Origin of the sequence: Aquicella lusitana, from assembly GCF_902459475.1 — a bacterium.
Taxonomy (GTDB): domain Bacteria; phylum Pseudomonadota; class Gammaproteobacteria; order DSM-16500; family DSM-16500; genus Aquicella; species Aquicella lusitana.
In genome coordinates this window covers 2,053,747-2,077,115 of the sequence record NZ_LR699114.1, presented here as the reverse complement: position 1 = coordinate 2,077,115, position 23,369 = coordinate 2,053,747, and the positions used below count along the sequence as shown (strand labels likewise).

23 protein-coding genes are annotated in these 23,369 nt (G+C 46.7%); 8 read left to right on the top strand and 15 right to left on the bottom strand.

The window, feature by feature from the left end:
* Positions 1-17: 17 nt before the first annotated feature.
* The 5 genes from AQUSIP_RS09630 to AQUSIP_RS09610 all read right to left on the bottom strand — a co-directional run bounded on the left by AQUSIP_RS09630 (position 18) and on the right by AQUSIP_RS09610 (position 4,650).
* Positions 18-350, bottom strand: coding sequence for a DUF190 domain-containing protein (locus AQUSIP_RS09630; protein ID WP_114833818.1), 333 nt, complete (start codon positions 348-350; stop codon positions 18-20).
* An 18-nt stretch (positions 351-368) separates the two neighbouring features.
* On the bottom strand, positions 369-740 hold the full coding sequence (gene crcB, locus AQUSIP_RS09625) for a fluoride efflux transporter CrcB (protein WP_114833817.1): 372 nt from the start codon (positions 738-740) through the stop codon (positions 369-371).
* A gap of 12 nt (positions 741-752) precedes the next feature.
* Positions 753-4,112 (bottom strand): NAD-glutamate dehydrogenase, encoded by a 3,360-nt coding sequence (locus tag AQUSIP_RS09620; RefSeq protein ID WP_114833816.1) that lies wholly within the window; start codon positions 4,110-4,112, stop codon positions 753-755.
* Between the two features lie 83 nt (positions 4,113-4,195).
* Positions 4,196-4,432, bottom strand: a complete 237-nt coding sequence (locus AQUSIP_RS09615; protein WP_114833815.1) for a hypothetical protein — start codon at positions 4,430-4,432, stop codon at positions 4,196-4,198.
* Between the two features lie 20 nt (positions 4,433-4,452).
* Entirely contained in the window at positions 4,453-4,650 is a 198-nt protein-coding gene (locus tag AQUSIP_RS09610; protein WP_114833814.1) for a CBU_0585 family protein, read from the bottom strand.
* Between the two features lie 202 nt (positions 4,651-4,852).
* Here AQUSIP_RS09610 and dacB point away from each other — a divergent pair, with 202 nt between their 5' ends.
* Positions 4,853-6,361, top strand: coding sequence for a D-alanyl-D-alanine carboxypeptidase/D-alanyl-D-alanine endopeptidase (gene dacB / locus AQUSIP_RS09605; protein ID WP_114833813.1), 1,509 nt, complete (start codon positions 4,853-4,855; stop codon positions 6,359-6,361).
* A gap of 98 nt (positions 6,362-6,459) precedes the next feature.
* On the opposite strand, the gene ubiB is transcribed toward dacB, so the two are convergent.
* The 8 genes from ubiB to mnmG all read right to left on the bottom strand — a co-directional run bounded on the left by ubiB (position 6,460) and on the right by mnmG (position 14,775).
* Positions 6,460-8,037, bottom strand: coding sequence for a ubiquinone biosynthesis regulatory protein kinase UbiB (gene ubiB, locus AQUSIP_RS09600; protein ID WP_114833812.1), 1,578 nt, complete (start codon positions 8,035-8,037; stop codon positions 6,460-6,462).
* Positions 8,034-8,690: a ubiquinone biosynthesis accessory factor UbiJ gene (locus AQUSIP_RS09595; RefSeq protein WP_114833811.1), complete on the bottom strand. Its 657-nt coding sequence runs from the start codon at positions 8,688-8,690 to the stop codon at positions 8,034-8,036. Before AQUSIP_RS09595 ends, ubiB begins: the two co-directional genes overlap by 4 nt.
* Before the next feature lies 1 nt (position 8,691).
* Complete coding sequence (gene ubiE, locus AQUSIP_RS09590; RefSeq protein ID WP_114833810.1) at positions 8,692-9,450, bottom strand: bifunctional demethylmenaquinone methyltransferase/2-methoxy-6-polyprenyl-1,4-benzoquinol methylase UbiE; 759 nt, start codon at positions 9,448-9,450, stop codon at positions 8,692-8,694.
* A 93-nt stretch (positions 9,451-9,543) separates the two neighbouring features.
* Positions 9,544-10,578 (bottom strand): hypothetical protein, encoded by a 1,035-nt coding sequence (locus tag AQUSIP_RS09585; protein ID WP_114833809.1) that lies wholly within the window; start codon positions 10,576-10,578, stop codon positions 9,544-9,546.
* Positions 10,579-10,651: 73 nt separating this feature from the next.
* Positions 10,652-11,476 (bottom strand): NADPH-dependent 7-cyano-7-deazaguanine reductase QueF, encoded by an 825-nt coding sequence (gene queF, locus AQUSIP_RS09580; RefSeq protein ID WP_114833808.1) that lies wholly within the window; start codon positions 11,474-11,476, stop codon positions 10,652-10,654.
* A gap of 23 nt (positions 11,477-11,499) precedes the next feature.
* On the bottom strand, positions 11,500-12,261 hold the full coding sequence (locus AQUSIP_RS09575; protein ID WP_114833807.1) for a ParA family protein: 762 nt from the start codon (positions 12,259-12,261) through the stop codon (positions 11,500-11,502).
* An 11-nt stretch (positions 12,262-12,272) separates the two neighbouring features.
* Positions 12,273-12,893, bottom strand: a complete 621-nt coding sequence (gene rsmG / locus AQUSIP_RS09570; protein ID WP_197737849.1) for a 16S rRNA (guanine(527)-N(7))-methyltransferase RsmG — start codon at positions 12,891-12,893, stop codon at positions 12,273-12,275.
* Entirely contained in the window at positions 12,865-14,775 is a 1,911-nt protein-coding gene (gene mnmG / locus AQUSIP_RS09565) for a tRNA uridine-5-carboxymethylaminomethyl(34) synthesis enzyme MnmG (protein ID WP_114833806.1), read from the bottom strand. Before mnmG ends, rsmG begins: the two co-directional genes overlap by 29 nt.
* Before the next feature lie 191 nt (positions 14,776-14,966).
* Here mnmG and AQUSIP_RS09560 point away from each other — a divergent pair, with 191 nt between their 5' ends.
* Both AQUSIP_RS09560 and AQUSIP_RS09555 read left to right on the top strand, forming a co-directional pair.
* On the top strand, positions 14,967-16,181 hold the full coding sequence (locus AQUSIP_RS09560) for an NAD(P)/FAD-dependent oxidoreductase (RefSeq protein WP_114833805.1): 1,215 nt from the start codon (positions 14,967-14,969) through the stop codon (positions 16,179-16,181).
* Positions 16,163-16,951, top strand: a complete 789-nt coding sequence (locus AQUSIP_RS09555; RefSeq protein WP_197737848.1) for an aldo/keto reductase — start codon at positions 16,163-16,165, stop codon at positions 16,949-16,951. The genes AQUSIP_RS09560 and AQUSIP_RS09555 overlap by 19 nt, the downstream gene beginning before the upstream one ends.
* A 22-nt stretch (positions 16,952-16,973) precedes the next feature.
* On the opposite strand, the gene AQUSIP_RS09550 is transcribed toward AQUSIP_RS09555, so the two are convergent.
* Positions 16,974-18,410 carry a nicotinate phosphoribosyltransferase gene (locus tag AQUSIP_RS09550; RefSeq protein WP_232058666.1) on the bottom strand — a complete coding sequence of 479 codons (1,437 nt, stop codon included), beginning with the start codon at positions 18,408-18,410 and terminating at the stop codon, positions 16,974-16,976.
* Between the two features lie 146 nt (positions 18,411-18,556).
* Between AQUSIP_RS09550 and AQUSIP_RS09545 the strand changes: the two genes are divergently transcribed.
* The 3 genes from AQUSIP_RS09545 to AQUSIP_RS09535 are packed head-to-tail and all read left to right on the top strand — an operon-like array spanning position 18,557 to position 20,612.
* The gene (locus tag AQUSIP_RS09545) at positions 18,557-19,009 is read left to right on the top strand and encodes a tetratricopeptide repeat protein (protein ID WP_114833803.1); all 453 of its coding nucleotides are present in this window, start codon (positions 18,557-18,559) and stop codon (positions 19,007-19,009) included.
* A 5-nt stretch (positions 19,010-19,014) separates the two neighbouring features.
* Positions 19,015-19,803, top strand: a complete 789-nt coding sequence (rsmA, locus tag AQUSIP_RS09540; RefSeq protein WP_114833802.1) for a 16S rRNA (adenine(1518)-N(6)/adenine(1519)-N(6))-dimethyltransferase RsmA — start codon at positions 19,015-19,017, stop codon at positions 19,801-19,803.
* On the top strand, positions 19,800-20,612 hold the full coding sequence (locus tag AQUSIP_RS09535) for a symmetrical bis(5'-nucleosyl)-tetraphosphatase (protein ID WP_114833801.1): 813 nt from the start codon (positions 19,800-19,802) through the stop codon (positions 20,610-20,612). The genes rsmA and AQUSIP_RS09535 overlap by 4 nt, the downstream gene beginning before the upstream one ends.
* Here AQUSIP_RS09535 and AQUSIP_RS09530 read toward each other — a convergent pair.
* Positions 20,593-21,102 (bottom strand): dihydrofolate reductase, encoded by a 510-nt coding sequence (locus AQUSIP_RS09530; RefSeq protein ID WP_147277462.1) that lies wholly within the window; start codon positions 21,100-21,102, stop codon positions 20,593-20,595. The genes AQUSIP_RS09535 and AQUSIP_RS09530 overlap by 20 nt on opposite strands.
* A 159-nt stretch (positions 21,103-21,261) precedes the next feature.
* Between AQUSIP_RS09530 and AQUSIP_RS09525 the strand changes: the two genes are divergently transcribed.
* Together AQUSIP_RS09525 and pepP are read left to right on the top strand one after the other, a co-directional pair.
* A complete protein-coding gene (locus tag AQUSIP_RS09525; protein ID WP_114833800.1) occupies positions 21,262-21,828 on the top strand; it encodes a UPF0149 family protein in 567 nt (188 codons plus the stop codon).
* A gap of 227 nt (positions 21,829-22,055) precedes the next feature.
* Positions 22,056-23,366, top strand: a complete 1,311-nt coding sequence (gene pepP / locus AQUSIP_RS09520) for a Xaa-Pro aminopeptidase (RefSeq protein ID WP_114833799.1) — start codon at positions 22,056-22,058, stop codon at positions 23,364-23,366.
* Positions 23,367-23,369 lie beyond the last annotated feature (3 nt).

Sequence of the window (23,369 nt, the reverse complement as noted above, 5' to 3'; positions counted from 1 at the left end):
CAAAACTACCGTAAGCGTTATCGCGCGCTCCTGAACAAGCGAATTTTTGCTTTCTCTTGTGTCACCAGCCCGCCTTCGATGACCTCTTCCAGGACAGCCATAAAACGATCTATTTTATCTAGTGTATCAATGAGCTCGATAATGACGGGCAAATCGGTCGAGAGTTGCAAGATTTTAGCGGTATGAATCTGGCTGCTGCCGCCGTAACCTTCGATACCGCGTAAAACAGTCGCGCCTGCGATGCCTTCCTTCTTTGCGCGCCTGACAATCCATTCATAGAGCGGCATTCCGTCCTTTTTATCAGATTCGCCTATAAAAACCCGTAATAAATAGCCGTCTTCAGTTAACATAATCCATTTTCCTTAGCGCTATTGTCCTAACTGATATCCTAGCCATACACCAACAAGACCCAGCAGCACCTGCGTCAAAATATTCGTGACGCATAATATAAATTGTCCGTCACGCATCAGTGTAAATGTTTCATAACCAAATGTTGAAAAAGTGGTAAACCCGCCCAGTATGCCAATTTGAATAAATGTGCGCACTTCAGGTGTCAGGGTAATGCGTGATTCAGCCAGGCTAGCAATCAAGCCTATAAAAAAACAACCAGTGATATTGATCGTCATGGTTCCATATGGATAAAGCGGATAGTTAAGTATTTTATAAATGGCGTTATTAAGCAGATAACGCATCATGGTACCAATAAAACCGCCTAAGCCGGCAATTAATAGGTTTTGCATAGTGTCCTTACGTCATTGACTGGTGAGAATCATGCCAACTAATTCACGGATTGCGATAAAGAACATAGTATATTCAACGCTGGTACTTGCATGCAGCATGGATAATACTTTTTCCCAGCGTTCCAGTGCCCGCTGATTTTGGCTCATCCAGTTATCAATTAATTTTGTCGTATCAGTTTCTTTTTTATTTTTGCCAATGATCGCGACAGTCAACGCGCGTTGTGAAAAATCCAGTTCATCTCGTAGCGTTAAGCGCGCCAGCGTGTTCCAGTGCCCCTCGCGTGTATCATGCGCAATTTGATCCCGGAACCAGAGCAGATTAATTCGTTCGCCTGCTGCAAAATAAACTTTGGCCGTTTTCATCAGGTCAAGTTTGTTTTGTGTTGAAACGTCAATAATGTTTAATGCAGTATAAATTGCCCTATAAGTCGCGATGCGCAAGGCAATTTCCTTGGAAAGACCGCTTTTTAGAAAGCGGTCGACAAGCGTGTTCAGGTATTCCTTGGTGAGGCCTCCCATGAGATCGGGAATTAAACCTTCCAGTTTTTTTACGCGCTCTGAAAAATGCTCGATCAACGTTTTTAAATCCGTTTTGAGATAATTGGTGTGCAGGAACCAACGGGCGGCAAGATTAATCAGGTTGCGAATATTGAAAAGCATTTCATATTGATCGCTAATCGGGATTTTAAAATCCAACGATTGGATGAGATTTCTCAATTCAGGCGCACCAAAAATTTGTGAGGCTACGACCTGTGCCTGAATAATTTCGTCAACGGTTGCGCCCGTTTCGACTTGCAACCGATACACAAAAGTAAAACCCATTTCATTGACTACACGATTACTGAGTTGTGTGGCAATAATGTCTCGACGCAGACGGTGATCATTCATTGCATGCTGGTATTTTTTACGGATGGAAGGCGGGAAAGCCGTTTCAACAATCTGAGACAAATAAGGATTTTCCGGCAAGGAAGATTTCAAAATTTCGTGTTTGACATGAATCTTGGTATAAGCAAGCAAGATGGCTAATTCCGGTCGGGTCAGTCCCTCCCCTGCAGCCTTGCGTTCCAGAAGCTTTTTATCATCGGGCAAAAATTCGACTTGCCTATTTAGAATGCCAAGGCTTTCCAGTTCTTTTATATAACTCGTATGCAAGCCCACATTTTTTTTGGCATGGAATGCGGAAAAGCTCATCACCAGCGCCTGCTCATAATTATCGTTCAATACCAGGTCAGCTACTTCTTGTGTAACAGACGAGAGTAAGGTGTTGCGCTTTTTAAGCGTCAGCTTGCCTTTTTGTACATCCTGTCCTAGGAGGATTTTTAAATTCACTTCGTGATCTGAACAATCAACGCCCGCCGAATTATCAATAAAATCAGTGTTGATCAGGCCGCCTTTTAAGGCAAACTCAACGCGACCCAGTTGAGTGAATCCCAAATTGCCGCCTTCGCCCACCACCTTGCATTGCAGTTCGCCGCCGTTCACACGGCAGTAATCATTGTTACGGTCGCCCACGTCGGCGTTTGATTCCGTGCTGGCTTTGACATACGTACCAATGCCGCCATTAAATAATAAATCAATGGGCGCTTTTAACAGCGCACGTATCAGGTCAGTGGGAGTAAGCACGTTGTCTTGTACGTTTAATATTTTTTTGATCTGTGGCGTGAGTGTAATGGATTTGACGCTGCGTCTGAATACGCCGCCGCCTTTTGAAATTAATTTTGCATTATAGTCCTCCCATGAGGACGTTGGTAAATTGAAAAGACGCACGCGTTCATAATAAGCTATTTCCGGATTGGGATCCGGATCCAGAAAAATATGCCGGTGATCAAAAGCGCCAACCAGTTTGATGTGCTTGGAATAAATCATACCGTTGCCAAACACGTCACCGCTCATGTCTCCAATACCGACAACCGTAATGTCGGTTCGGTGAATGTCGATATCCAGCTCGCGAAAATGCCGCTTTACAGATTCCCATGCGCCGCGCGCAGTAATGCCCATTTTTTTGTGGTCGTATCCTGTCGAGCCACCCGATGCGAAAGCATCGCCCAGCCAAAAATCATAGGCGTTTGAAAGGCTGTTTGCGATATCAGAAAAAGTAGCCGTTCCTTTGTCGGCTGCGACAACAAGATAAGGATCGGTGTCGTCATAACAAACCACATTTTTAGGACGAATAAATTTTGAGTCTTTGATATTGTCCGTCAGGTCCAGTAAACCGCTAATGAATGATTTATAACAGGCAATCACTTCGGTTTGAAGAGATTCTCGCGTGGCCGGCACAGGAACCGCTTTTAACACGAATCCGCCTTTTGCCCCTGATGGGACGATGATCGCATTTTTAACCGTCTGCGCTTTCATTAATCCCAATATTTCAGTGCGAAAATCTTCGAGGCGATCCGACCAGCGAATGCCGCCGCGGGCGACTTTGGTGTAACGCAGATGAATACCTTCAAAGCGAGGCGAATAAACAAAAATTTCATACAAAGGAACCGGCAAGGGCAACTCGGGGATGGTTTTGGAGTTTAATTTTAAAGCGAGATAATGCTTGGGTGTGCCGTCTTTATTCGGTTGAAAATAATTAGTGCGCAAGGTTGCTTTGACAAGGTCGAGCATGCGCCGAATAATACGATCTTCGTCTAGGCTGCTGATGGATTCGAGCGCTTGCAGAATTTGCTTTTCCAGGTGTGCAGCCTGCGTGTTTGCTTTGGCCTGCTTCTCTGGATTGTGCAGCGCTTCGAAAAGCTCAACCAGGGCTTTGGTCACCGGGGCATTGTTGACCAAAGCTTTTTCGATATAAGACTGGCTAAAACGAAAACCAACTTGGCGCAGATATTTTGCATAAGTGCGTAAAATGATAATCTGTCGCCAGGAGAGAGAAGCACCCAATACCAGCTTGTTAAATCCGTCATTTTCAGATAAGCCAAAATAAACATGTGAGAACGCATCCTGAAACAGTAATTTGACCTTATCAATTTCAAATTGCGATCGCGTGTAGACAACAGCAAAATCACTGATCCAGATCGGTTGATCCTTGCCGACCATGATTTTATGTGGACGCTCGCTGTAAGTACGCAAGTCGAGATTTTCAAGCATGGGAAGAATATCTGACAGGGGTATCGGTTTTTGCCATTGAAAAAGGCGCAAGTGGAGGGGATATTCTTTTTCGGGTGCGTAATAGAAGCTGATTCTTAAAGTGTCTTCTGGAGAGAGCTGCTCGAGATAGTCAATATCGCTGACAGCTGTGTCTACGGTGTATTCGTCACTGTAACCGGCTGAAAAAGCGTGGCTGTATTTTTTACTAAGCGCCAACCCTTTTTTATTTCCATACTGCTGAATCAGTCGGTTTTGCAGCTGCTCTTTCCATGTAAGCGCCATGATGGATGTTCCCTGTGAGACGAAACGATCATCCTATTATCATAGCTTAACGTGCTCTTTTGCTAAATAGCTTTGGAGAACGGTTAGAGCTTTTTCCAATCATCGGAGTCGATAATGCGGCCAGAAGTGCGTTTTTTGGTACGTGCCACGGTTTTGGCAGGGAAGAATTTTTGCCGTATCCAGGCAATAACAAACAGAATTAACCCCACGATAGCGCCGAACAGAAACAAATAGGCAAGTAACATAATGCCTAATACGAAGGCGACAATGGCGATGCCCAGTAAAAGGAATGGAATAAGCTGATTAAGAAAGCGCTGCATAATCTGCCTCAGACGATGGATTAAAATTTATCCCAGAAAGTATGCTCTAATCCATCCTGGATAGGTTTGTCCCGAAGCCGATAAATGCGATCGTATTTATCTTTTTCCTTGCGCTGTGAAGCGGACAGCTTGGGGTGCTTTTTATCAAAATCTGAAAGAAATTGATCCAGTTCGCTCGTATAATAGGTAAGACCGAGAAGTTCTTTAATATTTATCATAAATAAGGGCTCCTCTAACAAGTTGGAATTATAGCATAATAGCGGAAATAAGCTAAGGCATCTTCCAGGAGCGAGGATTGTACAAGATGGTCATAAGAGCCTGATTTATTGCGAAGATGATATTTACATCATTTTATAACTTTAGTAAGGTGTGGCCTGGCGATTGTACAGAAAAGCAGCATGCGCCCCTGATGGAGATTCAATGAGAATACTTTATATATTTTTAATATCGCTAATAGGAATCGTGTTTTGCTCAAGCGATATGGCATTTGCAAAGTCAAAATCAAAGTCCAAGCAAAAGACAAAACGTATTTCCCGCGCCCATGTTGCTGTGCCTGCCATTTATGGGGTGGCACAGTTGTCAAATGAGCTGAATAATATTATTAACTCGGGCATTTCTAAAGCAGATATTACTGTTTATGTTAAATCAATGAAAAACAGCGATTCGCTTTATGCACGCAACATCTACGAATTTTTTACACCTGCAAGTACCCTAAAAATCCTGACAGCGGAAGCGGCCCTGCTTTATCTGGGACCCGATTACCGATTTTCTACTCGTGTGCTGACCGATGCCAAAACCGTTAAAAACGGCATATTGGAAGGTAATCTCTATATTGTGTTAAGCGGAGATCCTACGCTTACCTACTATGACCTAGTAGACTTGATGCTGACACTCAAATCCCAGCAAATCCAGGCGATTGCAGGGAACGTTTATATAGACAATACGGCATATGATGAAAGTTTTTATGGTCCAGGCTGGGTATGGGAAGATAAAAATTATTGTTATGCTGCGCCTATCAGCGCAAGCATCATTAACCATAATTGCATCTCATTTAAAGTAGCGCCTTCCAAAGTGACAGGTCGCCTTGCCCAGGTTGTCACTTCGCCCAAATATTTTTATCCACCGATCAAAAACTCCGTTGTTACCAGAGCAAATCCTTCCCGCTCCTGTTCCGTGCGGTTATCCAAAGATCCGGGAAGCATGATTTCTATCGATGGGTGCATGCCCAAAGGACGCTATGCCTGGGGTGTCAGTTATGTGGTTACAGATATTCCAGAGTATAATCGCGCTTTGTTTAAGAATCTGCTGAGTCGGCAGGGAATTAATGTGTTTGGCAGTGTGACATTTGGATCTACTCCGCAGAATCTTTCTCTGGTGGGTGCGCACGCGTCTAAGCCTTTAAGATTGCTGATCAATGATATGCTAAAAAAATCGGACAATATCATTGCAGGTGCGCTATTCAAGAAACTGGGTCAGTTGTATACGCGTCAACCGGGCAGCTGGGAAAATGGAAGCTTTGCTGTATCGCAGATTCTTTCCAAACGTGCGGGCGTCAATATTGCCGGCTTGCGCGTGCTTGATGGCTCCGGTCTTTCGCCGGATAATCTCACTTCCGCTTCGCAAATGATGCAAGTACTGGATTTTGCTTTCCACCACTATCCTACCAGTTATGAGTTTGTTTCTGCGCTGCCCATCGCGGGCGTGGATGGCACCTTAAAGCATCGCATGGGTAATATTGCCCGAAAGGTGCGTGCAAAAACGGGTACAATTTCAGGGGTCGTGAGCCTCGCAGGTTATGCAGTTAGCGGGGACAAAGAACCGCTTGCCTTTGTTATTATGATAAATGGTAGCAAAGGATTGGGCTGGCGTTACAAGGCTATCGAAGACAAAATTGTCACGGCGCTTACACGATACAAGCGGCTGGGATGATTAAACCACCGCCGTCCCGCTGCTTGTCAGCGGGGTTTAGACGCCGAGAGCGGAAATTTACCAAATAGTAATGCGTTTTGCGCAGATGGCATCAGTCCTTAAAATCCGAAATAAAAAAACACACCCATCGCCAGAAGTGATACACCTACACCCGTAAGAAAATAAACGACTTTCGTTTTCGTCATATGAGCCGTTGCTTCTATTTGGGCGTTTGAAATCATACGGGCAAAGCGTACGCGTTCCTGCTGTTGTTTGGATTCTTTCAATACTTCATAAATCAGGGAAGGCATCTCGGGCAACTGTTCAGACCAAAGTGGCAGGTTTTCACGAATACGGTTGAAAAATGCTTTTACCCCAACCTGTTTTTTTAACCATTTTTCGATTTGTGGCGCGGCGGATCCCCAGAGATCAAGATCAGGCGCCAACGTTCTGCTCAAGCCTTCTATGCTCAATAATGTTTTCTGTAGCAAAACTAATTGCGGCTGGATATTGATATTAAATCGCCGTGCCACCTGGAATAACCGTAACAGTAATTGACCGAATGAAACATCGCGCAGGGGTTGTTCAAAGATAGGTTCTGACACAGCACGAATAGCGCCTTCGAACTGGTCAATGCGCGTATCCGGCGGTAGCCAGCCACAGGCGATATGCAGTTCAGCAACGCGCTGATAATCGCGTTTAAAAAAAGCAATCATATTTTCGGCCAGATAGCGTTGATCATTATGGCTGAGTGAACCGGCGATACCAAAATCCACAGCGATATAAGTAGGATTTTCAGGATCAGTATCGCAAACAAAAATATTGCCAGGATGCAGATCGGCGTGGAAGAAGCTGTCGCGAAATACTTGGGTAAAAAAGATTTCAATGCCCCGTTGCGCCAGCTTTGTCATATTGACACCGGCGCGGCGAAGTCTTTCCACATCGTGAACAGGAATGCCATAGATGCGTTCCATTACCAGCACATTGGACCGGCAATACTCCCAGTGGATCTTGGGTACATATAAAAGTGGAGAAGCAGCGAAATTGCGACGCAACTGCGAAGCATTGGCGCCTTCGCGCATGAGATCGAGTTCATCATACAGGGTTTGCGCGACTTCCGAGACGATCTGTCTAGGTTTAAATGGACGTGCATGAGAGAGGTAACGCTCAGCCATGGTCGCAAAAGTAGTGAGCAAATCAATGTCGTTCTCAATAATTTTTCTGATTTGCGGGCGCAACACTTTTACCACCACGGCTTCGCCATTGAGTAAGCGGGCTGCATGTACTTGCGCGATAGAAGCAGAAGCGAGCGCATTCATGTCAAATTCAGAAAAAGCGTCTTCAATGCGGCAATTTAATGCTTCCTCAATGGTAGCTTTAGCGATGACGCCTGAAAAAGGCGGAACACGGTCTTGCAATTTGGCAAGCTCAATAGCAATATCGTCGGGTAACAAATCACGGCGCGTCGAGATAATCTGCCCAATCTTGACAAAGATAGGGCCCAAATCTTCGAGTGCACGGCGAATACGCACACCGCGTGGCAATTTTCTTCCCGTTGTCCAATAAAAGGGATTGAAATACATGATAAAACGCATGGGATAAAACCAGTGTGAACCCAGTACAATTTCATCAATGTTATAACGCGCCAGAATAAAGTTGATGCGAGCCAGGCGAAACAAACGTGTAATAAATTTCACTGAGATCCCTCATCTTCACTATTTTTTTTATTTGCATAGTCTGCGGTCGGCGATATCAAGCCCTGCAACTGGATAATGCGGGCTTCCATGCGGTCTACATCCATACGCAAACCATCAATGTCGTTGAAAAAATCCTGCAGGGCTTCGCGCGCAGGGAACCAGTCAGTTTCTTCGTGTACAAATTCATTGACATCCTGCGCAACTGTTTTTTCCGTACGGCGCAGCCATTCACTGATGCCGCGTATGAAGCGACCAACATGATAGGCGGGAACATCACCTGTTAAATGGGAAAGCTGCTCTTCCCAATCAATTTGCAATTCGTCAAATAATTCGATCACCTGTTGTCCCAATTCTGCGTTGCCTGTTATGACTAGGTCTTCAGCAAAAAAACGATGCCGATGATCTTTGGCTAGCATCACACCAAGCAGATTGAGGGGCGTACCGCGAAGCGCGGCTTCAGCGGGAAAGGGCTCATTGGCGTGCAATGTGACGCCTGCTTCCGTAAATTGACACTGAAAAATATAGTGAAATGGAAGCAATTCAATTGTAATGACCCTGCCCTGTAGTCGGGATAAACGCAGCTTGGATTCCGGATCCATGCGGAGGCAGGCATTCATTGCACGAGCAAATGTGGAAAGAAAAAAGGGATGCATGTTAGTACTTGAATCCTTTGTGCAGGGCGACAATGCCGCCACTTAAATTGAGATAATCTACGTCTTCAAAGCCCGCTTCCAGCATCATGGCCTTGAGTGTTTCCTGATCTGGGTGCATGCGTATGGACTCGACCAGATATTGGTAGCTCCCACGATCTCTCGTAATAATTTCACCCAGTTTGGGGATCACATGAAAAGAATAAAGATCATAAAGGGTATTTATCAAAGGCAGGGTTGGATGTGAAAATTCCAGTATCAGCAATCTGCCGCCCGGCTTCAGGACACGATAGAGTGAAGCGAGCGCTGCGTGTTTGTTAGTAACATTCCGCAGGCCAAATGCAATGGTCGCACAATCGAAATAATTATCCGCGAAAGGCAGGTTTTCCGCATCGGCCTGCACGCAGTCTACATTGCCGATGATACCTTGATCAGCCAGCCGGTCACGTCCTACGCTCAGCATGGCTTCATTGATGTCAGTCATGATGACTTTGCCCCGCTTGCCGACGATTTTGGCAAACGCCTTTGCAAGATCACCCGTGCCTGAGGCAACGTCCAGCACGCGATCACCCGGCCGAAGGCTGGCTTCGCTGATGGTCATGCGCTTCCATAATCGATGCAATCCCAGTGACATTAAATCATTCATCAGGTCATATTTGGGTGCAACTGAACGAAATACCTCACCTACCAAATTGGCTTTTTCAGAAACAGGCACTTCACGGTAACCAAAATGCGTGGTTTTTTTATTAACATCCCATGACATGAATTTTATACACCCTGATTTTTAATGAAATGAAACAACACTTATTATACGTGAAATCAGGGCGGGGTCATCCCCGTTAGCGAACAAGGGTAATTATTTCCTGTCATGCCATTCGGGTTTTGTACGCGCACAGATGAGCGAGGCAGATATTCGATGATCTGTATAATATAAACCGGATGCAGGCGGATTGCAGACAATGAGCCGATAGCGGTAATAATAATTTCTATAAGGATCCTGAAACCCCGTAAAAAGCCTTGCTAAATCACAGTCCATAGTGATACCACTGCAAAAACTATTTATATAGCAGCCTACGCTCGAGACAGAATAATATTGTCCTATAAATGTCCCAGCATTTGTTGGAATCGAGGTATTTACCCCGAGTGATAAGTTTGGATTATCGTCATCACAAAGTGGCCTTGTTCCAGTTGATCCTGTCACGGAACACGTCCATCCGGAACTAATATAATTATTAATGGTTGCCTGGCTAGTGATATTGGTGACAGGCGAAGCACTGGGATTATAAATAATTTCACGCTGCATATTAAATTGACCCACCTGGGTATATCCCACCGGGCAAACAGGCGATTGCGTGCTTGTTATCTGGTTGCCGGAGGTGGTGACAGAACGAGTGACAGTGCAAATATCCGGGCAGAAAAACATACTCGTTGATACAATTCTCCCCGTGCCATAAGCATCAGTAAAAATAGTGAAACCCTGGTCACCCCGTGCATCTTCAGGCCAGCGGTTATTAATATCCGGGCATTTGGGCGTAGTAGGACGCGTAGCGGAAGTAAAGCCACCTGGCCAAGAAAACCCAGTTATGTAACTAATACTGGTCGTCGGAGCTGGATCGCCCGGGCAGGATGGCAGCAGACCGTATTGCTCGCTCGATACGGGTGCAGTCGGAATGGTTTGTGATGGATATTTAACCGTCACATTCGTAGGACTAAGTGGCGTATTTAGCGTGCTGGTTCCTTTTGGTGAAGGAGAGGGCGTTACATTTATTGGCTGAGCCTCGATTCCTGGAGTAATACGGATCTGGCTAAATGCTTCAGGCGACAAGCCAAATATGACCGCGATAAGAAACAGATTTAAAAGCAGTTTGGGATTAACTTGCTTCCATTTCATAATTTCCCCACCTGGAAAATGATTAGCTTTATTTAGTATAGCGCAGATGGCCAAAATGGCTGAAAAAGATCGCTTATTGCCGGCATAACCTTATATTTTTCAAATGAATAGGATAGTTCGCCCGATAGGGGTTGATATCAAGGCCGCCACGCCGGGTATAACGCGCATACACCAGCAGACGTTCTGGCCTGCAATAAGTTGAAATATCAACAAAAATACGCTCGACGCATTGTTCATGAAATTCATTATGGTCGCGAAAGGAAACAATATATTGCAGCAGGCCGGCATGATTTATTTTTTTGCCGGTATAAGTAATTTGCAGGCTAGCCCAGTCAGGCTGTCCTGTGACCAGGCAGTTTGATTTTAGCAGGTCTGAATAAAGCGTCTCTGTTACTGTTTCATTATCTGTTTTTAAGTAACGGGGCTCAGGGGTGTACCTGTCGCAGATAATATCTTGCTCATCCAGGGACACGCCTTCAAACTGTCGCTGTAGAAGAGCGGGAGCGTGCGAAAGGGGTAACAGTGTAACGGTAATGGACGCGCCCGCCGCTTCGGAAAGATCACGCACTAGAAGATTTTCTACCGTAGCATAAGAATCAAATTGCGTATTGTTAAAGGAATTCAAATAGAGTTTGAAAGACTTTGATTCAATCAGACGCGGCGATTCGCATGGAATAATGAATTCAGCCATCGCAACCACAGGCTTGCCTTTAGTATTGAGCCAGGATAATTCAAAGCCATTCCAGATGTCATTGCCCTGAAAGGGCAAAGTACCGGCGATGCCAATTTCTTCACGCTTGGTTTTGCGCGGAAGCGTGAAAAGCAAATCACGTTTGTAATGGGAGTGATAGGTGGCGCTTTTGCCAAGTGGTGCCTGAGATAAATCAATGTTTCGCATGAATGCTGTTCTCGGTTTTTTTTCTATTGACCCCGTCGCAAAATTTCACCTGCCAGCGCCAGATAGGCCATGGCGCCCTGCGATTTTTCATCATAATGAAGAACAGGCGTACCGTGACTTGGCGCTTCCGCAAGACGCACATTACGCGGGATGACGGTGCGATAAACGCGTTCAGGAAAATGCGCGAGCAACTGCGCGGATACATCGAGCGCCAGCCGGTTGCGGCCATCATACATGGTGCGCAGCAGACCTTCTATGTGCAGTGCGGGATTGATTGTGTTGCGTATTTGTTCAATCGTGTTTAAGAGCGCGCTCAATCCTTCAAGTGCAAAATATTCGCACTGTATCGGTATCAGCACGGAATGCGCAGCCACTAATGCATTAACAGTCAATACGCTCAAGGAAGGCGGGCAGTCAATCAGAATATAATCGTAGTCGTTGATGTGGGGTGTTAAAATAGACTTGAGACGCTGTTCGCGTTGTGGTGCTTGTAGCAATTGCATCTCAGCTACAATTAATTCCTGATGCGTGGCAAGTAGATCAAAGCCCCCTGCTGTTTTAACCAGCGCATCTTTAAGAGGAACTTCATTGCACAGAACCTGGCTGGAAGTATATTGCACCTGGTCGGCATGCACACCACTACCAACCGTTGCGTTTCCCTGCGGATCCAAATCGATCAGCAGCACTTTGCGCTTCATGGCAGCGAAGGAAGCGGTCAGGTTGATGCTGGTAGTCGTTTTTCCTACCCCGCCTTTCTGATTGGCGATCGCAATAATTTTTCCCACAATGATTCCTCTTATTTTTTCATCCGTAAACGAACAATATGACGCTCGGCATTGATTCCTTTTATATCCAGACGTATGACATCTTCGACTGTAAAAGCTGCGGGCACGTCCGCAAGCTCTTCTTGCGGGTATTTGCCTTTCATGGCAATCAGGATGCCATCCGGCGCGAGAAGATGCACGGTTGTTTCCGCAAACATGCGTATCGTACCGAAGGCACGTGAGAGAATACTATCAAAACCGGCAGGGGGTTGAAAATCTTCGCAACGATGATGGATGACAGAAACATTCGCCAGTTCTAGCTCCGCGGCTGCCTGCGTTAAAAATCGTGTTTTTTTGCTGCTTTTATCGAGTAGTGTCCATTGCTGGTCAGGATGCGCGATGGCAAGGGGGATACCAGGCAGACCTGCGCCGCTTCCTACATCCAGCAAGCGTATCCCCTGAAGATAAGGCGACATGACCAGGCTGTCTATCAGGTGGAGATAAATCATTTCCCGCGGGTCGGTAATGGTCGTGAGATTAAAAACTCGGTTCCAGGTTTGTAACAATGCTAGATAGCGCAGCAGTTTTTGCTGAACGGCGCCTGAAAGTGAAAGCGAATTTTCTTTAAGCGCCTGAGTGAGCAGCATCTTCATTTCCATTCGCCTTTTTCTTTTTCAAATGCACCAATAGCAATGAAACCGCTGCTGGTGTCATGCCCGGAATACGTGATGCCTGCCCTACGGTCGCAGGCGTGGCCATGCTCAGCTTTTGTCGCACTTCCGTGGATAAGCCGACAATGTCGGCATAATTTAAGTCGGCGGGTAATTTTAACGTTTCATAACGCACCAGCTTGGCGATTTCTTCTTCCTGCCGGTCAATGTAGCCTGCGTATTTGGCTTGAATCTCGATTTGCTGTGCCGCATCAGCATCAGTGATGCCAGGGCCCAGGCCTTCGATGTTCATTAGGTCACGATAAGTAAGGTTCGGACGGCGCAATAATTCCATCGCGCGGTATTCGCGCGCGAGTGGTTGTGCCACTCGCGCTTCTAATTGATGCGCAGCAGGCGTATTGGGCCGTACCCAGGTGGCCTGCAGGCGTTTGCCTTCCTCCGCGATCAGCGTCTGTTTCTGTTGAAAGCGGCGCCAGCGGTCTTCATCAATCAGCCCGAGCTCATGTGCTTTAGGTGTCAGGCGTAAATCAGCATTATCTTCACGCAGCAACAGCCGATATTCTGCGCGGCTAGTAAACATGCGATAGGGCTCCAGTGTACCGCGTGTGACCAGGTCATCAATCAGGACACCAATGTAGGCTTCATCACGACGTGGTGTCCAGGGCTCTTTATCTTGTACACAACGGGCGGCATTCATGCCGGCAATAATCCCCTGTGCGGCCGCTTCTTCATAGCCTGTCGTGCCATTAATTTGCCCGGCGAAGAAAAGGCCTGCGATAGCTTTGGTCTCAAGAGAAGGTTTCAAATCCCGCGGATCAAAAAAGTCATATTCAATCGCATAACCCGGTCGGGTGATGTGAGCGCGCTCGAATCCGCGGATAGAGCGCACAAACTCAAGTTGTATATCAAAGGGCAAGCTGGTGGAAATACCGTTTGGATAGAGTTCATGTGTGGTCAATCCTTCCGGTTCGACAAAAATCTGGTGCGAAGTTTTATCAGCGAAACGTACTACTTTGTCTTCAATAGAAGGACAATATCGTGGACCAATGCCTTCAATAACACCCGTGTACATGGGTGATTCGGAAAGGCCGTTTCGTATATGTGCATGCGTGGTTTCATTCGTGTGCGTTATGTAACAACAAACCTGTTGGGGGTGGTCTGAAGCACGACCCATAAATGAAAAAACGGGCGTAGGCGTGTCGCCTTCTTGTTTTTCCATTACGCTAAAATCGACGGTTTTGCCATCAATGCGTGGCGGCGTGCCGGTTTTTAAGCGGTTGACGCGAAACGGTAGGTCACGCAAACGTGCTGCCAGTGTTTTGGCAGGCGGATCGCCGGCCCGCCCTGCTTCATAATGATTAAGGCCAATATGGATTTTGCCAGCCAGAAACGTGCCAGCGGTCAGTACAACGGCGGCGGATTGAATGGTTAGGCCCATTTGAGTGACGACACCGACAACGCGATTCTGTTCGATCAGAATATCATCCACTGCTTGCTGAAACAGCACCAGATTGGGCTGTGTCTCAAGGAAAGTACGTATCGCCTGTTTGTAAAGCACACGGTCAGCCTGCGCTCGGGTTGCCCGCACGGCGGGGCCTTTGCTGGCATTCAAAATGCGGAAATGGATGCCGGCCTTGTCAATGGCGCGCGCCATGGCGCCGCCTAGGGCATCGATTTCCTTGACCAGATGGCCTTTACCAATACCGCCAATGGCGGGATTGCAGGACATTTGTCCCAGCGTTTCAATGTTGTGAGTGAGCAGGAGCGTCTTAGCTCCCATACGTGCAGCAGCGAGCGCAGCCTCAGTTCCCGCATGACCGCCGCCGACCACAATGACATCAAATTTATTTTTTATATTTATCATAATATTAATTTATTTCAATCAAAAATGGGGTGACCGCCCTTTTAGGAGCGTTATTCTAACCGCTGAGCGAAAATTTTACTATCCCGGCCAAAAAAGTTAAAATCCATGGTTTGAAAAAGAGTGGCCTGAGCGGCTCATCTCTTCTGAAAGAAAAAATATAACTCTTCTACTCCACCAGCAATGAGGACCTTATGAAAAATGCAGCAGCAGCCGATATTGTTATTTTCGGCGGCGGTATCGCAGGACTGTGGCTGTTGAACCGGCTACGTCAGTCTGGATTTTCGACGATTTTATTTGAATCTGGCGCCTTGGGAGGCGGTCAGACACATAAATCCCAGGGCATCATCCATGGCGGCATGAAATACGCCTTGCAGGGAGCGTTGACATCCGAGGCGCGTGTCATGGCGGATATGCCCGAACGATGGCGGCAATGCTTGCTTGGCAAAGGCGAGCTTGATCTTTCTCATGTCCCTGTTCTCTCTTCCCGGCATTATTTGTGGTCTCCTTCAAGGCTCGCTTCCAAGCTGACGGGTTTTTTGGCGAGCGCAACACTCACCAGCAAAGTCGAATCGCTGGCGCGGGAAACGTATCCCGCAGTTTTTCGCCATGCCGCCTTCAAGGGTGAAGTGTTTTCGCTGGATGAAATAGTCATTGATGTGCCAGCATTGGTGCGCGAGTTGGTCAAAGCTAATCAGGATGCAATTTTTAAAATTGAGCCGCTCTGTGATGCAGGCCTGAAATTGGATGATGCAGGTCGGTTGTGTTCAGCGACAATCTCTTTGTCAGGCAAATCGATTGAAGTACAGGCGCAGCATTTTATCTTTACAGCAGGCGCTGGTAATGAAGTCATTATCAAGCGCCTCAAGCATCAGGATATTGCCATGCAGCGCCGGCCTCTGCACATGGTGCTGGTTAAGACGCCGTTTGATTATCCGCTTTATGCCCACTGTCTGGGATTTGGCCCGCGTCCACGTATCACTATTACAACGCATCACACACAGGATGGCAGCACTATCTGGTATCTGGGAGGCCAGCTGGCAGAAGACGGCGTAAGCAGAGATAGCGAGTCACAGATTAAAGCAGCGAGAGCGGAGCTGCATGCACTTTTTCCCTGGCTTGATTTTACAGAAGCGGAATTTGCTTCGTTTATGATTGACCGGGCAGAACCGTTGCAAAAAAGCGGCTTAAAACCTGAAACGGTTTATACCAAGCGGATTCAAAATATGATAATCGGGTGGCCCACCAAGCTGGCGCTAGCCCCTCGATTGGCAGAAGACATTATCGCGCAGCTGCAAGGTTTACAATTGACACCCAAACTGTTTGATACACGGGAATTACGTTCCTGGCCGATGCCGCCTTTGGCGCGACCAGTATGGGAGGAGGCATTTTGCAAAAGCGTCGCGTAGGCAGCACCGATATTGAGGTGAGTATCATTGGATTGGGTACGATCAAATTTGGTCGCAATCAAGGCGTTAAATACCCTGCTTCTTTTTCACTGCCAACAGATGAAGAAATAGAACGGCTATTAAATGGTGCTGTCGAATTAGGCGTCAATCTGCTTGATACCGCGCCTGCTTACGGTACCAGTGAAGAGCGTTTAGGCTTGTTATTACAGGGTAGACGCAGAGACTGGATCATTTCGACTAAAGTTGGCGAGGAATTTATTGAAGGCGAATCACATTTTGATTTTTCACCACAGGCCATCCAGAAAAGTGTGGAGCGCAGTTTAAGACGCTTGCGTACCGATTATCTTGATATTGTGCTGGTGCATTCCAACGGTGAAGATAAGCGGCTTATTGAAGAAGAAAATGTTTTTGCGACGCTCAATGCACTGAAACAGGCAGGCAAAATTCGTGCTTATGGCATGTCAACCAAAACGATTGCTGGCGGATTGCTAACGATTGAGATGGCAGACATTGCAATGGTGGCATTTAATCCTGAGTATGTAGATGAACGCATTGTGATGGCGTATGCGCAGCAAAAAAATAAAAGTATTTTTATCAAAAAAGCACTGATGAGCGGGCATTTGCAAAAAATGCAGTCCGCAGATCCCGTTCAGGACACCATGCGGTTTATATTTGCAGAACCCGGTGTGACCAGTGTGATTGTGGGCACCATTAATCCTGATCACTTGCAAAAAAACGTAAACAGCGTACTGGCAGCAATCACAACCTGATGCAGTTATTAAAAATTTTCGCTTAGGGTTTTACTTTTTCAATCAGCTCAAGCTTGAGGGTATAAAGATTTTTTTCCAGTCCTACATCATATTGTGACTCGCCATGCATCCTATAGAAATTGCTTGTTTCTTCGATGGCGTTTTCACGAATCGTGTGAATAGATGTTGCTTCATGGATATATTGTCCCTTGCGGAACACGGGTTCTAGAAGATCGACAAAGGCATCAATGTCATCCAGTTTTTTGAGCTGTTGCCCCGGATCCAACAAAACGGCTTCAGGTGTATCGGAAATGCCGAGTTCCAAATCGTAAATCACGTCCATAACATATTTTTCATTGCAGAAAAAACGGCGAACCTGATGTCTGCCAGGATTGGAAATTTTGACAGACTGTTCGGATAATTTCAGTTTATATTGCCATTGGCCTTCCGGGTCGCGTAAGGCAGACAATTTGTATACGCCATCCAGCGCAGGATGATCGTATGCGGTAGCAAGATTCGTGCCGACGCCCCAGGACGAAATTTTTGCACCCTGTTCTTTGAGTTCATGAATGACATATTCATCGAGCGAGTTGCTCGCGAGGATGCCTGTTTTCTCAAATCCGGCTTCATCCAGCAAGGTTCTTGCTTTTATACTCAAGTCCGCCATGTCGCCCGAATCCAGGCGGATCGCCAGCAAATCTGCTTCTTGCTCACGCAGTTTTTTTCCAATTTCAATGGCGTTTTTTACCCCTTCCACGGTGTTATAGGTATCAACAAGCAGAACACAATTATGCGGCATGATGCTCGCGTACGACGCAAAAGCTTCTTTTTCATTCGCAAAAGCGGTAACCCAGCTATGCGCGTGCGTACCGCGCACGGGGATATCATAGAGCTTGCCGGCCAGGGTATTCGAAGTGGCGACACAACCGCCAATGTAAGATGCGCGGCTAGCTGACAGAGCGCCATCAGGACCTTGTGCGCGGCGCATACCAAATTCGATGACGGGTTCTCCTTGAGCGGCACGGCAGACTCGAGATGCTTTGGTGGCGATCAAAGTTTGGAAGTTGATGATATTAAGCAGCGGCGACTCCAACAATTGGCACTGAAGCAAAGGGCCCTGAATACGCAATAATGGCTCATGCGGAAACACGACCGTTCCTTCCGGGATAGCGTCCACATCACAGGTGAAGGTTAGCCGGCTCAAATAATGCAAAAACTCATCGGGCAACAAGGGCTCATTGCGTATATTTTTCAAGGTCGCGAGAAAGTCAAGATCATCTTGCTGAAAGCGCCAATTTTTAAGAAATTCCACGACGCTAGCCAGTCCACAGCAGAGCGCGCGATTGCTTTTGAACGGGTTTTTACGGAAGATCAGGTGGAACACCGCTTCCTGCTCGTGCATATTGAGCTTCCAATACCCATAAGCCATGGTGAATTGATAAAGATCTGTTAAAAGCGGGGTATATGTGTACGGTATCACCCAGGGCTCCTCATTCAATTAGCTTGTTTTTTGACTATTCGTTCCCAATCTCGGCAAGCCACATTATAATAGCATCTATTCTACCTGCCAGTTTTTTGAAGGGCATGAGAATAACTTTTCCTGATTCATAAAAGAAGGTTTACGATATGTCCATTAAAAAAATCACGTTATTAATGGGATTGTGCGTGCTATTTGCGGGCTGTACAGGACAGTATGGTTACGATATGCAGGCATCCGGAAGGCCAGAGACGGCAACAGATAAAGGCGCGCGCTATTTGCTCGGCAGGGGCGTTGCACAAAATGATGCGAAAGCGTTTACCTATTTCAAGCAGGGAGCGGATGACGATGATCCGTTTGCTGAAAATGAAGTGGCTTATATGTATGCAACCGGCAAAGGCACTTCCCGTGATTATGGAAAAGCATTAAGTTATTACCAGAAAGCGGCTAATCATGGATTGGCTAGTGCCCAATATAATCTTGGATTGATGTATTTCCATGGTCTCGGCACACCACCCAATAAAACACTCGCCATGCAATGGATACAAAAATCCGCTGCGCATGGTTTTGAACCGGCACGTATCGCGCTAGCCCGGTCTTAATTACAATGCCTGCCCCGCGCAAGCGTTTCGGCCAGCATTTTTTGCATGACCAGGCAATTATTCAGCGCATCATTGCCGCGCTTGCTCCTCAACCAGATGAGCACTTGATCGAGATTGGGCCTGGTCAGGGCGCGCTTACGCTTCCTGTCATCAAGCAAATTCATCATCTTGAAGCGGTGGAGATTGATCGTGACCTGATTCTTGAACTCAGGTCGCGTGTGCGAAGACATGGCGAACTTGTCATTTATTCTTCTGATGTGCTTGCCTTTGATTTTGCGAGCGTTAAACAGGATGACCGGCCGCTGCGTGTTTTTGGCAATTTGCCTTATAACATTTCTACGCCGCTGATTTTTCATTTGCTCGACTATGCTTCTATCATTTCGGATATGCTGTTTATGCTGCAGAAAGAAGTCGCAGAGCGAATGGCTGCAAAGCCGAATAGTGAAGCTTACGGGCGTCTCAGTGTCATGGTTCAGTATCACTGTCAGGTAGCGTTGCTATTTAATGTGCCGGCGAGTGCTTTTTATCCTCCTCCACAAGTGGAGTCCAGTATCGTGCGGCTGACACCTTATCGTGACTATCCCTATCCTGCGAAAAATTACGCTTTATTTGAATCTATTGTCAAACAGGCTTTTGGCCAGCGCCGTAAAACATTACGTAATAGTTTAAAAGAATTGATTAATGATGATGTCTGGGCCCACATAGGCATTCATTCTGATTTGCGTCCGGAGAATTTGTCTGTTCAGGATTTTGTCGAGATCAGCAATAGCCTGGATCAGGGGGCGAAGGCATGACAACTTATGTGATCGGTGATGTACAGGGTTGTTTTGACGCCTTGGAAAGGCTGCTTACTGCCATTCACTTTGATTCCTCACGCGATATCCTCTGGTTTACCGGCGACCTGGTAAATCGCGGTCCGCAATCACTCGAGGTACTGCGTTTCATTAAAACATTGGGCGAAGCGCGCCAAAAAACGGTGCTGGGTAACCATGATTTACATCTTCTGGCTGTGGCATACGGAGTGCGCGAGTTGCATCACGATGATACTTTGCAGGCGGTGCTAGCAGCGCCTGACCGCAATGAGTTAATGGATTGGTTACGTCATCGTCCGTTACTTTATGAAGATAAAAATACGGGTTTTGTGCTGACACACGCAGGGCTTGCGCCTGCGTGGAGCCTGAAACAAGCACGCCTATTGGCACAGGAAGTGGAAGCTGTTTTGCGGGGGAATACACCTGCTTATTATCTTAAGCAGATGTACGGTAATCAGCCTGATCTATGGGAAGATCGTTTGACAGGTATCGAACGGCTGCGCTGCATTACCAATTATCTGACGCGCATGCGTCTTTGCCATCCAGATGGCCGGCTCGAGTTATCTTACAAAGGCCGTATCGATACAATGCCTCCAGGGCTAATTCCTTGGTTTGATGTGCCGGACCGGGCGAATAGCAACGTTAAAATTTTATTCGGCCACTGGGCTGCGCTGGGTGGAAAAGCCGATGTGTCCAATATCTATCCGCTTGATACGGGTTGCGTATGGGGAAACTGCCTGACGGCCATGCGCTTGGAGGATGAAAAGCGTTTTACTGTGAAGTGTGGTTAATGATTCGTTCCAATCGCACGAAGCTGTAATCATAAGGATTTTTTTCATCGGAACGATGCGTTTCGCGTTCCGTCTCACTCCACTCGCTCATATTTAGATCAGGAAAAAAAGCGTCGCCTTCGAACATTTGATGCACAATGGTGAGATAAAGACGCTGTGTTATCGGCAATAGCTGGCTATAAATTTGTGCGCCACCGATGATGAAAAGCTCCTCTGCCTGCTCTTTCTCGGCAACTGCCTTTGCCTCCTCAATCGAGTTGACTATCCGACAGCCGGGCGCTTGAAAGGAAGAGTCACGTGTCATAATAATATTGGTTCGTTGCGGCAGTGGTTTGCCAATGGAATCATATGTCTTGCGCCCCATTACGATAGGGTGCCCAGTTGTTAATGCTTTAAAATGTTTAAGGTCAGCCGGCAAGTGCCAGGGGAGTTGATTATTTTTACCGATGACACGATTTTCTGATAGGGCGGCGATGGCTGAGAGAATCATAAACAATCTCTGATCGGATATATTCGTGCTGATTGTAGCAGATACACTTCTTTTGAACAGGGCCGGTGTTCTGTACTTTTGCCTCGCTCTGCGCTTACAGGGGATGACGGCACGGGTGGATTTCGATAATATGGGACGTTTTATGCCGGTGCTTTTAATATGACAAAAACATCCCTGCCTAAATACCATGAGATTGATCAGGTGCTCAGCAAAACGACGCTTAAATTGCATCCCTCTCAGGTCCATGGCCTCATTTGCGGCATTCTTAGCGGTAACCCCCATAGTTCCGAGGCGTGGGAAGAGCTGGTTACAGGCGGAAAAGAGCCAGGCAAAACGCACGAGGTGCTGCAGTCACTCTATGATGCCAGCGCCAAACAGTTACGCGACTTTTTATTTGAATTTCAATTGAGCCTGCCTGCTGATTCGGAAACGCTGCCTATGCGAGCTGAAGCATTGACATTGTGGTGCCAGGGATTTCTGACAGGTCTTAAGGTGGCGCAAGTACAGATTATTGAACGCGAACCCAGTGAAATGACGGAAGCGATCAATGACCTGATTGAAATTGCAAAAATGAATTATGAAGAAGTAGTGGCAAACGAAGAAGATGAAGAGGCTTATGTAGAGCTGGTTGAATATGTACGCATGGCAGTGGTGCTTATTTATCAGGATTTGCGTGAGAATGAAACCGCTGCAAAAGCAACTCGCTCTTCTAATCATCTGCATTAAAACAGGTTTAATCATTCTGCACAAAAATGCCCTGTCATTTAGATGGCTGGCATGATCACGGCAGAAAGATTCACATGGCCGCTGCGGAGTGTTCTTGGAGAGAAGAATGGTGATTCTTCCTTTCCGTATAAGCAAGCGAAGCCTCGCTTGTCGCGTTAGGTAAATAAGCAATTAAGGCGTTCCCGCGCGTTTAAGCGGGAGTGGCTGATAAATAAAAGGGAAATGCCATGATTAAAATGAGTGAATACGCCAAACGACGAAAAGAATTAATACAAACCATTGGCCCTACGGGTATTGCTATTCTCCCGGCAGCTCCAGAAGTACCGCGTAACGGTGACGCGGTTTATCCTTATCGTCAAAATAGCGATTTTTATTACCTAACGGGTTTTGAAGAACCGGAAGCCGTTGTTATTCTGGCGCCAAAGCGTAAGGAAGGTGAATACCTGCTTTTTAATCGCGTCCGCGATCGCGATCGCGAAATATGGGATGGTCCCCGCGCAGGTCAAGAAGGTGCAGTGAATGATTTTCTGGCGGACCAGGCTTTTCCAATAAGCGAATTGGAATCCATGTTGCCTGAATTATTAGCTGGGCGCGAATCTATTCACTATTCACTCGGTTTGAACAAGCACTTTGATAAATTACTATTGAATGCTGTCAATAATATTCGTGCCAGAATTCGTAGCGGATTGCAGGCTCCCATTGCTTTTATTGATATTGCGCCTTCACTGCATGAAATGCGTCTGTTTAAAAGCGCGGCTGAAATTGCTGTTATGCAGAAGGCGGTTGATATTACCGAAAAAGCGCATCTGCGTGCGATGGAAGTATGCGAGCCTGGTATGTATGAATATCAGCTCGAGGCTGAATTGATGTATGCATTTATACGCAATGGTGCGCGCTTCCCTGCCTATAATCCCATTGTGGGCGCAGGTCGCAATACGTGTATTTTGCATTATGTTAACAACAACCAGAAAATCGCTGACGGTGATATGGTTCTAATCGATGCGGGTGCAGAATATCAAAATTACGCGGCGGATGTGACACGAACTTTCCCGGCAAACGGCCGTTTTTCAGCGGAGCAGCGCGCTATTTATGAGCTTGTCCTCGATGCGCAAATGGCGGCAATCAAGGCGGTGAAGCCAGGCGCTGCATGGACTGCGCCGCAGAATGTCATTGTAAAAATCATAACCCAGGGGTTGATTGACCTGGGTATTTTGAAGGGAAACCTGGATGATTTAATCGAAAAACAGGCTTATTTCCCATTTTATATGCACCGGTCAGGGCACTGGCTGGGGCTGGATGTGCATGATGTGGGTTGCTACCGAGTGAATAAGAAGTGGCGGCCATTTGAGCCGGGTATGGTGCTGACGGTGGAGCCCGGTATTTATATTTCTGCTGACATTCCCGGTGTCCCCAAACGATGGCATAACATCGGCGTGCGTATCGAAGACAATGTTGTCGTCACTGAAAAAGGCCGAGACGTACTCAGTCAACGTATTCCAAAAACGGTTGCGGATATTGAAGCAGTCATGAAGAAATGAGTG